6 protein-coding genes are annotated in these 13550 nt (G+C 68.0%); 4 read left to right on the top strand and 2 right to left on the bottom strand.

All coding sequences use genetic code 11. The features are described from left to right. Nucleotides 1-35 precede the first annotated feature (35 nt). Together ACYU8W_RS03540 and ACYU8W_RS03535 are read right to left on the bottom strand one after the other, a co-directional pair. Nucleotides 36-1256 carry a glycosyltransferase family 2 protein gene (locus ACYU8W_RS03540; RefSeq protein ID WP_499466706.1) on the bottom strand — a complete coding sequence of 407 codons (1221 nt, stop codon included), beginning with the start codon at nt 1254-1256 and terminating at the stop codon, nt 36-38. Then, nucleotides 1244-2251, bottom strand: coding sequence for a glycosyltransferase family protein (locus ACYU8W_RS03535; RefSeq protein ID WP_499466705.1), 1008 nt, complete (start codon nt 2249-2251; stop codon nt 1244-1246). The genes ACYU8W_RS03540 and ACYU8W_RS03535 overlap by 13 nt, the downstream gene beginning before the upstream one ends. 391 nt (nt 2252-2642) lie before the next feature. Between ACYU8W_RS03535 and ACYU8W_RS03530 the strand changes: the two genes are divergently transcribed. The 4 genes from ACYU8W_RS03530 to recD are packed head-to-tail and all read left to right on the top strand — an operon-like array spanning nt 2643 to nt 13352. Then, a complete protein-coding gene (locus ACYU8W_RS03530) occupies nt 2643-4367 on the top strand; it encodes a TM0106 family RecB-like putative nuclease (protein ID WP_499466703.1) in 1725 nt (574 codons plus the stop codon). Further along, a complete protein-coding gene (gene recC / locus ACYU8W_RS03525) occupies nt 4364-7936 on the top strand; it encodes an exodeoxyribonuclease V subunit gamma (RefSeq protein ID WP_499466701.1) in 3573 nt (1190 codons plus the stop codon). The genes ACYU8W_RS03530 and recC overlap by 4 nt, the downstream gene beginning before the upstream one ends. After that, nucleotides 7933-11631, top strand: a complete 3699-nt coding sequence (locus tag ACYU8W_RS03520) for a UvrD-helicase domain-containing protein (protein ID WP_499466699.1) — start codon at nt 7933-7935, stop codon at nt 11629-11631. Before recC ends, ACYU8W_RS03520 begins: the two co-directional genes overlap by 4 nt. Next, on the top strand, nt 11628-13352 hold the full coding sequence (recD, locus tag ACYU8W_RS03515) for an exodeoxyribonuclease V subunit alpha (RefSeq protein WP_499466697.1): 1725 nt from the start codon (nt 11628-11630) through the stop codon (nt 13350-13352). Before ACYU8W_RS03520 ends, recD begins: the two co-directional genes overlap by 4 nt. Nucleotides 13353-13550: the final 198 nt, after the last annotated feature.

Genomic DNA, 13550 nt, shown 5'->3' with positions numbered 1-13550 from the left:
ATACCTGAGGTGCGCCCGGACGAGGGTGCGATCTGCTACTTGTCCCAGCCACCCCACCGCGACTCGAGGGTGACGCTGTCGTCCAGCAGCCGGCCGTCGACAACCGCCGCCGGTGCGTTGCCCGCACCGCGATTGATCATGCGGGTGTGCCGCACCCTCGCCACGATCTCATTGCCGATTCGGACGTCGAGCCCGCCGTCCGGGATGAGGCGAGGGAGCGGGGCGGACAGTGCGAGCGGTGCATACACATCGACCTGGTATCGGCAGCGCTGCAACACCTGGTTCGACGGTGCTCCGTGGTGCAGCCGGGGGTCGGGCGGAAGTTGGGTCGGCACCCGTGGACGATCGACGAACCAGAGCGCGACGTCGCCACCGGCCAGCCAACTCGAACACGACGCGGCCAGCGGGCCGATGTCGTGGTGTCCATGCACCCGGACGACGGTCGCCGGGTAGGGCCACATGAATCCTGATCCGCGAGCCATCGGGTCGGTGAGGACACGGGCGAGTTGAAGCGTTTCGCGGTCCTTGACGGCGGTGTGTTCGGTGCTCCGGTCGGCGAAGTCGGGTCCGTCGTGCCAGGCCACGGCGTCCGGCACGTGCCGCAGGTCGCAACCGCTCAGCCAACATCTGTTCGCGAGATCCCAGTCTTCACCGCCGTAACCGACGAAACCGGGGTCGAATCCGCCGGCACGTCGGTAGGTTCGACGGGTCATTCCCAGGACGGCGGAAATGATGAAGCGGTAGGAGCGGTCGTCGGCATATCGCAGGTTATCGGTCGCACGATAACCCTCGCGCAGCCAGGCTGGTTCGGTCAGTGGCGTCGGTGGGGCACCATCACCGCGCAACCAGGCATGCAACCGGGCCGGCTCCCACCCCGTGAGGTCGGCGTGGCGTCTGCGTCCCACGGCGACGACTCCGCAACGTTCATCGCCCTGACGGATGACGTCAGTCATCGTACGTAAGTAGTCGGGTTCGGGAACGGTGTCGCAATCCAGGAAGCAGATCACCTCGGCATCCGTCGCCCGAGCACCCAAGTCCCGCGCGGCCGATGCGCGAAATCCCAGATTCTCCTGGCGCACCGCACGTGTCGCGTACGGTCGGTCGCCCAGTACCGCACGAGCGGGCGAACCGTCGTCGGCCACGACCACCTCGAACGCATCGGGGCCGACGGACTGGAGTTCCAAGGCTGTCAGCAGCAGGTCGAGTTGGCTTTGCTGGTCGAAGAACGGGACGACGACAGCCGTCAGTGGTGCCATGAGGCCAAGGCCTTCGCGTAGAGAGCGCCGACGTCGTCGAGCGACGGGCCGAGCGGCACGCCGGGTCTCAGCGTCGTCGACTCGGGGTGGTCGAGTGCGTGTCGGGCGGCGGCGGCGAGATCGTCGTAGATCGTCAGCACGTCGGGACAGCGGGCGTCGAGTTCCTCGACGTACCGCGAACGAGGAACCAGCGGTCGTCGACCGGCTGTAAGCCAGGAGTTGATGGAGCCGGACGCAGACAGGTGCTGATGCGGCGCGACCGGCACCGCAACCCGAGCCAGCACCTCCTGGAGCCGGTCGTCCGGGATGTAACCGGTGACCGTGAATCGTCGGTTGCGTCGGTGCGCTTGGCGCTGTAGTTCCTCGACCAGATGACCATGGCCCGGCGATGGTCGTCCGAGGGCGGTGAGTCCCACATCCGCGGGGAGTCCGCTGAGGGCATGAAGCGCCTGGGCATGGCCCTTGCCCGGATACAGGAACCCGAACACTGCAAGATCGCGGTGTGTGCCGCCGACCTCGGCGGGGCTGACATACCGGCGGGGACTCTCGATCGGCAGGGGTATGACAGCTCGCGGAACTGCCCTCAGACTCCGGCGGTCGGTCAGCTTCAGCACCGCGTCCAGCAGCGTGGACTCATGATGTGAGCTGAGGGCGACCCCGCGGCTGACGGCCAGGATGTCGGCGTATGCCGACGCCCGTTGTCGGTGACGATCCGGGCCGTCCGAAGGCTGCGGCAAGTCGTGCAAGGTGACACTCATCGACGTGGACCGGCCCAGCGCAATGAGTGTGGACGCTGTCTGCGCGGCAGTGTGACCGAACAGGCGATCGGTGACGTGCACGTGGACGGAGGCGCGGGCGACCAGACGGACGAGGTCGGTGCCGATCCCGTCCGGCACCCGGATGACCGGGGCGCTTCGCAGCGACGGAGTCGTGCTCAACTCGCGGGCGAGCCGAGTGACCCCGTGCTCTTCGTGACCGACGATCAGGTGCGTCACCGAAGTCGCGCCGGCTCTCGAATAACACTCTTGCACGGTGAGGACCGGATGCAGAGTCGCGGGCCGGTCGATACTCCCGGGCCTCATCGGGCCAAGCCGCTCATCCACATCACGGGGTGACCATACGACGGGGTGCTGACACTCCGCGCCGAAGCACCGCCCGCACGCCGATACCGGCTCCGCGTTCTTGCCGATCGAACGCAGTGCGCCACTAGCTGGTCGGACGGCTCGACTTGCTCGGTCGCTGACGGCTGAGTCATGCCATTTCCATCAAAACCTATGATTCCGCGCGGCACGTGCTGCAGCCGAACCGACCTCACTCGCCACCCGAACCCCGGCCGCCTGTCGGCACGGTCGCGTAACCTCACGCGAAGACGTGAAAGGGGTACGGGTGACCGACAACAAAGCGGCGACGAAGCGCTCGCTCGTGCTCGGCGCGTACCCCGCCATCCAGTGTCCCGTCCGCACGCATTACGACTTCGATCCTTCGATGGTCGGTGCGCCGATCCCGATCTCTCCCGAACTGCAGGACATCCTCGACGCCGGCAACGCGTTCGAGGCCGAACTGTTCGATCGCATCACCGCGGATGCACCGGAGCGCTTCCACGTCGTCGAACCCGACACGTACTACCGGGACGCGGTCGACCAGACGCTCGATGCGATGGAGCGCGGCGTCGAGATCATCGTGCGCGGTGCACTCCCTGAAGACAGCGAGGGTCACCGGTCCGGGCGCCCAGATCTGCTGATCCGACACGGCAATTCGTGGCCGGCCACCTACCTGCCCGGGGATGTGAAGCTGCACAAGTTCCTGTCGGCGATGAAGTCCAACAGCAGGAACACCTACGCCGTCACGGTCGCGCCGGCGAGCAACCCGCAGCAGCGCTCGACTCTCCCCGACGCACGTCCGCGCGGCGGCCGGTTGGAGCCCGACGCGCTCCAGCTCGTCCACTACACCCGCATGTTGGAGGCCATCGGCCGGCACCCCGGTCCCGACCACTACGAAGCCTTCCTCGTCTCCGGTGACGACTGGGCGATGTGGGGGCTCGAGGAGGTGCACGGCACCTGGATCGCGCTCGACCAACCTGCCTTCACCACCTACTCGCGCAGCGAGGGCACCAAGACCCGCAGCGCGCTCGAACGCTATGACCACGAGTTCGGGTTCCGGCTGGCCGTCGCGCAGAACGCTGCCACCGGCAACGACTCGCTCGTCGTCCCGATCTACACCTCCGAGTGCGACAACTGCCCCTGTTACGCGGTCTGCGGGCCGGTGTTCGACGCCGACCCCACCACCTCGTTCACCTCCTGGCGCCCGAGCCTGCGCGAGTGGCTCGCCCTGCGCACCCTCGGCGTCCACACCGTCGACCAGCTCGCCGCGCTCGAACTCACCCCCGAATGGCTTGAGAGCTACCAGGCCGAAACCGGTGACCGCACGAAGAACGCCGGCAAGCGCATCGCGCTCACCATCGAGAAGGCGAAGATCGCCGTCGCCGGTCACGCGCTCGCTTTTCGCACCGACGTCGTGCTCCCGCCGAGTGCCGACGTCGAGATCGATCTCGACATGGAGAACGACACCGACAACCGGGTGTTCCTCTGGGGTGCCCGGCTGCGGCGTGGGGGCGAGTCGAGTTTCCACATCTTTGTCGAGTGGGACCACCTGAGCGATGAGTCCGAGTTGGCGCTCGCGAACCAGCTCACCGAATGGCTTGCGCAACAACGTGATTCGGCGCTCGCGAACGGCGAGACAATCCGGGTCTTCCACCACGGACCCGTCGAACGACAACGCCTCACCAACATCCAGGGGAAGTCCGCCGTCCAGGACACGGGTATCGAGTTTGTCGACACCTGCGCGTGGGCCGAGAAGCACCTCATTTCCGCCGCCGGCCACGGACTCAAACCGCTCGCCGTCGCCCTCGGGTTCGCCTGGCGAGACGACGACCCCGGCGGACGCAACTGTCAGCTGTGGCTGGATGAGTCCCGTGCCACCACCGACCCGCAGCTGCGCCAGATCCTGCGCGACCGCGTCCTGGCCTACAACGAGGACGACACCGCCGCCACCGCCTGGATCCGCGACCACGCGCCCGGCCTGCCGACCCTCGCCTCGCTGGAGACCGAATGACCGGCATCCACGTGCACCGCAGCGACCGGCCGCAGGAACTCGCAGCCGGTCTCGCCACGATGCTCGCCGACAACCCCGCGGACGTCTTCAGTTCCGAGGTCGTCGTCGTGCCCGCGCGCGGTGTGGAGCGCTGGCTCACCCAGCAGCTGTCGCACACGCTGGGATCGGTCGCCGGCGACGACGGTATCTGCGCGGGGCTGGAGATCCTCACCCCTTCGTCGCTCGTCGGGTTGCTGCTCGACCGCGACCGCGACGATCCGTGGTCGGCCGACCGGCTCGTCTGGCCCACGCTGGACGCCATCGACGAGTTGTGTGGCACGCCCGGGTTCGAGGCCATCACTCGTCACCTCGGTGCCGGCCCGGAGATCGTCGCAGACCCCGCCGCCGAGTGGGACCGCAAGGCACGTCGGGCACGCCGGTACGTCGTTGCTCGGCGCATCGCCGGGCTCTTTGCTGCGTACCACCGGGATCGTCCGCAGATGCTCGGCGAATGGGAATCCGGTTCGAGCACAGACGGATACGGGTCGTCTTTGGCGGACGATCTGATGTGGCAGCCGCCGTTGTGGCGGCGCGTCGTCGAGCTGACGCTGGACGCGCACGGGCTCGATGAGTCGGTCACCGGACGGCACCAGCGGGTCGTTGCGGGTTTGCGGGACGGTTCGCTGCCGTTGGAGTTGCCGGAGCGGTTGTCGTTCTTCGGGTACACCCGGTTGGCGCGGGCTGAGCGGGAGTTGATCCACGCGCTGGGTTCGCAGCGGGAGTTGCACCTGTGGTTGCCGCACCCGTCGCCGGCTTTGTGGGACGCGATCGGGTCCTTGGGTTTCGGCGCGTCCGATTCCTCCCGCTGGTTGACCCGTACGGATGAGCTTGCGAATCCCTACGCGCCGAAACCGAGGGCTGAGGACGAGACCGCTCTCGTTGCGGAGAACCCGTTGTTGGCGACGCTCGGGCGCGATGTTCGTGAGTTGCAGCAGACGCTCGTGAGCATGGAGCCGGTCGTTCATGAGCCGCTGTCGTCGGGTTCGTCCGCCGCTTCGCGGTTGGCTTCGATGCAGGCGGATGTTCGGGGGAACACGGCTCCGACCTCAGTGCTGCGCGATGTTCCGGTGGTTTCGGCGCGCGGGACTTCCTTCGTCAGTCCCGCGGCTCAACCAGCGGAACAGGGTTGGTTCGCGCCGACGCCGCTGTTTGAGCCTGGGCGCGGCGACGAAGGAGCAGCGTCCAGTGCCGAAACCAAGGCACGCTTGACGGACAACTCGTTCCAGGTGCACTCGTGCCACGGCCGCCCCCGCCAGGTCGAAGTACTCCGCGAAGTGCTCACCTGGTTGCTCGCCGAGGGCATGGGTGACCTGCAGCCGCGCGACATCCTGGTCATGTGCCCCGACATCGAGGCCTTCGCACCGCTGCTGCGGGCCACCTTCGGACTCAGCAACGTCTCCTCGATCACCGCGCCCGACCACGACGTCCACCCCGGCCAACGACTTCGCCTGCAACTGGCGGACCGGTCGCCCGGTGCCACCAACCCGCTGTTCGACCTTGCCCGACGCGTGGTCGCGATCGTCGCCGGCCGGATGACCGCGTCCGAGGTGCTCGACCTCGCCGGCCACGAGTCCGTCCGCCGCCGTTTCGGGTTCGACGACGACTCACTCAGCCGCATCGCCGCCTGGGTCGAGGACGCCGACGTCCGCTGGGGATTCGACGAACTGCACCGCCGCGAGTACGGACTGCGCGGCTTCGACGGACACACCTGGACCCCTGCCCTCGACCGCATCGCCCTCGGGGTCGCGATCAGCGCGGACGCCGCCGGTCCGGACGCGATCGGTGCCCCGGTCGACGACATCGGCAGCCGCGACATTGAGGTCGCCGGACGCTTCCTCGAGCTCATGGAGCGCATCAAACGTGCCGCCGACGACGTTCGCGGACGCGGCGAACACCTCACCTCCACCGACGGCAACGTGCAGACCGCGCAGTGGATGAACTGGTTGAAGGACATCGTCCACGGTCTCGCGGATGTGCCGCTCGACGACCGCTGGCAGCTGTCGCAGATCGACCGCGAACTCGACACCATCGCCGCCTCGGCCGGCGAGGTTCCGTTGCGGCTCAGCGACATTCGCACGGTCCTCGACCAGCGCTGGGCGGGCCGTCCGACCCGCGCCAACTTCCGCACCGGCGCGATCACCGTCTGCTCGATGGTGCCGATGCGTTCGGTGCCGCACAAGGCCGTCGTCGTGCTCGGCCTCGACGACGGCGTCTACCCGCGCTCACCCGTGGTCGACGGTGACGACGTGCTCGCCCGCCGACCGTTCGTGGGGGAGCGCGACCCGCGCAGCGAGGACCGCCAACTCCTGCTCGACGCCGTCATGGCCGCCGACGACTACTTCGTCGCGATCTACTCCGGTGCCAACGAACACAACGGTGCTCGGCGCCCACCGGCCGTCCCGCTGCAGGAGCTCATCGCGGTCGCCACTCGCACCGGGGGCGGCGACGACTCCTTCGTGCACCTGCACCCGTTGCAGGCCTTCGACGAACGCAACTTCACAGCAGCGTCCCCGCTGCCCGGCGGCACCTTCGACCGATCCGCGCTCGCCGGCGCGAAGGCACTGCGCCGATTCCGTCACGACCAACCGCCACAGGCACCGTTCCTGTCCGGACTGCTCCCGGCTCGCCCTGTCGACGCCGTCACCATCGACGAACTCACCGGGTTCCTGCACAACCCCGCCCGCGACTTCCTGCGCAGCCGCCTGGGCATCTTCGTGCCGCGCGAAGCCGACCCCGTCGACGACGCCGTCCCGATCGCCCTCGACGGCCTGCAGACCTGGGCCATCGGCGAACGCATGCTGCAACAGATGGTGCAGGGCGCGACCCTGGACGAGGCCATGCAGCGCGAGAACCGCCGCTCGAGCTTCCCGCCCGGTGCCCTCGGCGACAGGGCGCGCAAGGACGTCCAGGGTGAACTCGCCACGATCACAAAGCATTTGCACCGGCCGGACGACGTGCCACCGCGCTCTGTCGACGTTCGCCTTGACCTGCCTGGGACGGGCGGTCCAGGCTCGGTGCGGTTCACAGGTGTCGTCGGCGGCGTGCACGGCGACGAACTGCGCGTGCACACCTTCTCCCGCATCGGTCCCAAGCAGCTGATCAGCGGCTGGGTGCGACTGCTCGCGCTGGCCGCCGTCGAACCTGACCGCATCCACCACGCCACCCTGCACGGCAAGCGGGGCAGCGTCCGTCTGAGATCGCCTGGGGCACAAGAAGCTTCGACACTGCTGGCCGATCTCGTCGAACTGCGTGGCAAGGGACTGCAGTACCCGATGACCGTCCCACCCAGGACCGCGCACGCGTTCGTCCGCGGCAACCGCGTCAAGCTGCTGAACGGTGACGACAACCTGCTGCTGCACTTCGCGAGCACCGAATGGGAAGGCGACAAGATCCCCGGCGAGAACACCGACCCGTACTGGGTGAAGATCCTCGGCCGCGGAGCCCCGATCCAACAGATCGAGATGCTCGGTCTGCGGCAGTTCTCCGCCCGCATCTGGCTGCCGGTCCTCACCCACCAGGAGGAGGCGTGAGCACCGAGACCTTCGACATCACCGGCCCCCTGCCCGAAGGCACCACGCTCATCGAGGCGTCCGCCGGCACCGGCAAGACCTGGACGGTGGCCGCCCTCGCCACCCGGTACGTGATCGAGCAGGGCATGCCGATCGACAAGCTGCTCATCGTCACCTTCAGTCGCGCCGCCAGTCAGGAGTTGCGCGAACGCGTGCGTGCCCGGCTCGAGGAGACTCTCTCCGAACTCGAGTCGTCCGCCCCCACCGAAGACCCATTGGTCGAGCAACTGCGTGACTGCGCGCCTACGGAATTGGCGCTGCGCGTGCGACGGTTGCGGACGGCGGTCGCCGACTTCGATACCGCCACGATCGCGACCATCCACCAGTTCTGCCACTACGTGCTGCGCGGACTCGGCGTCGCCGGCGACTCCGACCCGGGCGCGACCCTCGCCGAAGACCTCGAACAACTGCAGAGCGACGTCATCGACGACCTCTTCCTCGCCGACCACCTGCGCGCGGTGTCCGGCACGCCCGAGTACGCGATCGCCCGCAAGGACGCCCGCCATGCACTCAACAACCCCGGCGCCGAACTGCACCCGACGGACGCGTCCGGCCCGCTCGGCGTGCGCATGGACCTGGTGCGACGGGTGCGGGAGGAGTTCGAGAGGCGCAAGCGGCGCGCGGCCGTGCTCTCCTACGACGACCTGCTCGAACAACTCGCCGACGCCCTTGAGGACGAGGGCGGTCCGGCGCGGCGGAGGATGCGCGACCGCTGGTCGGTGGTGCTGGTGGACGAGTTCCAGGACACCGATCCCGTTCAGTGGCAGGTGTTCTCCCGTGCCTTCGCGTGTGAGGGCATCTCGCTGCTGCTCATCGGCGACCCGAAGCAGGCGATCTACGCCTTCCGCGGCGGCGACATCCACACCTATCTGCAGGCCGCCGACACCGCCGACCGGCGCACCTCGCTGCCCACCAATTACCGCAGCGACGAACCCCTCGTCCGTTCGTTGCAGACCCTGATGAACGGGGTCGCGTTGTCCGAGGGCATCGTCGTCCACCCGGTCACCGCGCACCACAAGACGCATCGACTCAGCGGTTCGCCGGACGACACCCCGGTGCGGCTGCGCACCTGGCCTCTCATCGACGGCGAACGCCAGCCGTCCATCGGTGACGTGCGCCGGCAGGTCTACCCCGACGTCGCGGACGACATCGAGCGGCTGCTCGCGTCCGGTGCCGAACTCGACGGACGGCCCGTGCAGCCACAGGACATCGCGGTGCTCTGCCACGTCGGCAGCGACCTCGCCGGGATTCGGGAAGAGTTGCGCCGCAGGGGAATTGCGTCGGTGCTGGTTTCCGGCACGTCGGTGCTGCGGACGCCGGCTGCCGAGGCCTGGCTCGAACTGCTGATGGCGCTCGAACAACCCCACCGCCGCGACCGGGTCGGTCTCGCAGCACTCACCCCGTTCATCGGCTGGACCGCCGAGCAACTCGACAGCGCCGACGAAGCCGAAATCGAAACCGTTGCGGCACAGATCCGTTCGTTGATCACCGCATTCCATCGTGGGGGAGTCGCGGCTGTGTTGGACGTCGCGCGCAGTCAGGGGCTGGCCGAGCGCGTCCTGGGTCAGGTCGGCGGCGAACGAGACCTCACCGACATCGAGCACTGTGCCCAGGTGCTGCACGAGCAGGTGCTGCAGGGCATGACCGGGTTGCCGTCGTTGATCGCGTGGATGATGAAACAGAGCGCGGACGACGCTGTCACGCCTGCGGATTCGAGGACCATGCGCCTCGACTCCGACGCGCTCGCCGTCACGCTCTCGACGATTCACAGCAGCAAGGGACTGCAGTACCCGATCGTGTACGCGCCCTTCCTGTTCAACAACTGGCTGTCCGACAAGGAGCACGCAGTTGTTGTGCACCGCGACGGCCACCGCATCCTGTCCTACGACCGCGCCGACCTCAACGGTTCCGAGCGTCGCGCCGACGACCTCGGCGAACACATGCGTCTGGCGTACGTCGCGATGACCCGTGCCCAGTCTCAGCTGGTGCTGTGGTGGGCGCCGACCTACAACAGCAAGGACGCCGGCCTCCACCGCCTCCTCTTCGGCCAAGCCCCCACCCCCGAAGCCCTTGACCAGTTGCTGCGGTCGCGGACACACGGCAACGCCGCCGAACCACACGCTGGTCGAGTAGGTGGGAGCCCGGACAACGCTGCCCAACCACACGCTGGTCGAGTAGGTGCGAGCCCCCAGGGCGAGCGCCGCGATCGAGACCATGGCGACGATCACGAAGACTCTCCCGACGACCTCACCGGGTCTCGATCGCGCTCGATCGGTAACCCTCCCGCACTACTCGACCAGCGTGCGGTGATCACGCTGCTCGACCCGATCGACAAGCACTCGATCGCCACGAACCAGCGCTTCCTGCAGACTTGGGCCGACCACGGCGCGTTCAGCCTCGAGGTCATCGGTAGCGGCACGACGCAGCCGGCACCCCCGGTCGAGCCGTCGACCGAACGCCTGACGGCCCGCTGGTTCGATGACTCGATCATCGACCGGGATTGGCGCCGCGCGTCCTACTCCTCGCTTGCTGCAGCGGGTGAGGCGGCCGCTGAAGCCGCGGGCGAACTATCCGAACCCGAGGACGATGCCGTCGGACGCATCGACGAGGAGGTCATCGTCGTTCCCGGTGGTTTCGGCGCGGGCGACTTCCTTCGTCAGTCGCCCGGCTCAACCAGCGGGAACGCGGGGGACTTCCTTCGTCAGTCGCCCGGCTCAACCAGCGGGAACGCGGGCGACCACACCACACCACTCGACGACGAGGCGAAACCCGGTGACGGGAACGCGGGCGACCACACCACACCACTCATCGACGAGCCGAAACCCGGTGACGCGAACACCGAACCCTCGCCGATGGCCGACCTCCCCGTCGGGGCGACCTTCGGCTCCCTCGTCCACGCTGTCCTCGAACATGCCGACCTCCAGGCCCGCGACCTGCGCGCGAACCTGCTCGACAACGTCCGCGAACAACTCGTCTTCTGGCCGGCCGACCTCGTCCCCGAGGCGCTCGTCGACGCGATGGAAGCGGTCTGCACCACGCCGATGGGTCCCGAACCTGATGCCCCTCGACTGGTCGACATTGCGAAGACCGACCGGTTCTCCGAGATGGACTTCGAGATGCCCCTCGCCGGCGGTGACCGCCCGCACGCGCGTCCGGTGCTGCGCGAGATGGCCGAGGTTCTGCGCACACACCTCTCCGACGACGATCCATTGATCGACTTCGCGGACGCACTGGCCGGCGACGCGTACGGCGACCAGACCCTGCTCGGTTACCTCACCGGATCGGTCGACCTCACCTTCCGGCACGACGGACGGTTCTACATCGTCGACTACAAGACCAACTGGCTCGGCGAACCCGGCGAACCGCTGACCCTCGCCGACTACGAACCCGCCCGCCTGAACGCGGCGATGGGCCACTCCTCCTACCCGCTGCAGGCGATCCTGTATTCGATTGTGCTGCATCGGTATTTGCGATGGCGGCTGCCCGCATACGACCCGGGCGAGCACTTCGGCGGCGTGATGTACCTGTACGTGCGCGGCATGGCCGGACCCGACACCCCGGTGGTCGACGGTGGACGCTGCGGCGTCTTCACCTGGCACCCACCGACGGCCATCCTCGACGACCTGTCGAAGGTGCTTGACGGAGGTGAGCGATGACCGACGCCGCACTCAGTCTCAACGCCCAGGGACGCCTCGCCACACTGAACGAAGCGGGCATCCTCGACGGCAGCGACTGCCTCGTGGCCGCGCGGGTCTGTGCTGCGTTGGGGGAGGAGCCGACCTCGGACGCCGCCCTCGCCTTCGCGTTCGCGGTGCGGGCGGTACGTGACGGTTCGACCGCGCTCGACCTGGCAGACGTCGCCGGATGGACCGCCGCCGTCGATGTAGACGAGATCGAGCAGGACGCGGAGACCGCACAGGGTCTCGTCGATCTGCCGTCACCTGAGGACTGGCTGCACACCCTTCAAGCCGGTCCACTTGTGCAGCAACGGATCCTGCGCATCGACCTCGGTCTGGTCTACCTGGATCGGTACCTCGCCGACGAGTTGCTCATTGCCTCCGCGCTGACCGACCGCGTGCCCGAACACCTGCCGCCGGTCGACCTGTCCGTCGTCGAGGAGAGCATCGGCAAGGGCGATCTCAACAAGGAGCAGCAAACCGCGGTTCGCTCAGTCGCGACCCGCCCGGTCACCGTGCTGACCGGTGGGCCCGGCATGGGCAAGACCCACGCGATCGGCCAGATCCTCACCGCCCTGCTCGCCGCGTCCGACGGCCAACTGCGCATCGGACTCGCTGCGCCCACCGGCAAGGCCGCCGCCCGCATGAACCAGTCGCTCGGCGCCACGCTCGAGGGTGACAGCGCGATCAAGCCGGCGGTGACGCTGCACCGGCTGCTGGGTCCGCTGCCCGGCACGAACCTGCGCTTCCGTCACGGAGCGCACGACCCGCTCCCACACGACGTCGTCGTGGTCGACGAAGCCTCGATGGTCTCGCTCAACCTGATGGCCCGCCTCGTCGAATCGCTCTCACCCACAACGCGATTGCTGCTGGTGGGCGACCCCGACCAGCTCGCGTCCGTCGAAGCAGGGTCCGTGCTGGCGGACGTCGTCGCCGGGCTGGACGCGTCCGGTGCAGTCGTCCGGCTCGTCCAGGACTACCGCATGGGCGACGACCGCGCGCGCCTCGCCGCAGCCTTCCGCACCGGCGTCCCGGATCAGGTGGCCGAGGCGATCGACCAGGCGAAGTCCGGCGTGCAATTGATCGAGACCGACACCCCCTCGCTCGAACTCATCCCGCGCGTGGCCCAACACGCCCTGAAGCTGCGCGAACTCGCTGCCGCCGGGGACGCCGACGCAGCCGTCGAACAACTCGGACGTCTGCGTCTGCTCTGCGCCCACCGCCACGGACCCTTCGGCGCGAGCCACTGGAACCGCCTGGTGGAGATGGAACTCGCCAAGCACGCGCCCGACATCCGCTCGCACCAGATGTACGTCGGCCGCCCGATCCTGATCACCCGCAACGACCACGGGCTCGGCCTCAACAACGGCGACGCCGGTGTCATCGTCCAGACACCCGACGGCACCCGCGCGGTCATCGAGACCGGCCACGGACGCGAGTCGTTCCCGCCGTGGTTGCTGTCGGAGGTCGAGACCATGCACGCGATGACCGTGCACAAGGCACAGGGCAGCCAGGCCGCCGAGATCATTGTTCTCGTCCCGCCGGTCGAGTCGCGACTGCTGACCAGGGAGATGCTCTACACCGCCGTCACCCGGCCGCAGGAACACCTGACGATGGTCGGCACCCGCGAAGCGATCGCCCTCGCCGTCGACACCCCCGTCCGCCGTACCTCCGGTCTACGTCAACGCCTGTCGAGCTGACCCCGATCCGAGGCGACTCCAAGTGCACGAGGGCACGCCGTATACGGAGTGCCCTCGTGCATTTCGGATCCTATCGGCAACGTCGCCCCTCGAGTTCGATGATTTGTTTGCACACACGGGCACCGCGCGGGACTCTTACTGCGGGTAGTCGGTGCGGGGAGGAACAAATTTGATGCACACATCATCGAAGCGTCGTTT

Source organism: Yimella radicis (assembly GCF_054778255.1).
Note: the sequence above shows the minus strand (reverse complement) of the source record. Positions and strands in the feature narration are given on the sequence as shown.

Bases quoted from the DNA above. Each gene is read 5' to 3' on its own strand.
- ACYU8W_RS03540 (WP_499466706.1), bottom strand. From the start codon at position 1,256: ATGGCACCACTGACGGCTGTCGTCGTCCCGTTCTTCGACCAGCAAAGC.
- recC (WP_499466701.1), top strand. From the start codon at position 4,364: ATGACCGGCATCCACGTGCACCGCAGCGACCGGCCGCAGGAACTCGCA.
- recD (WP_499466697.1), top strand. From the start codon at position 11,628: ATGACCGACGCCGCACTCAGTCTCAACGCCCAGGGACGCCTCGCCACA.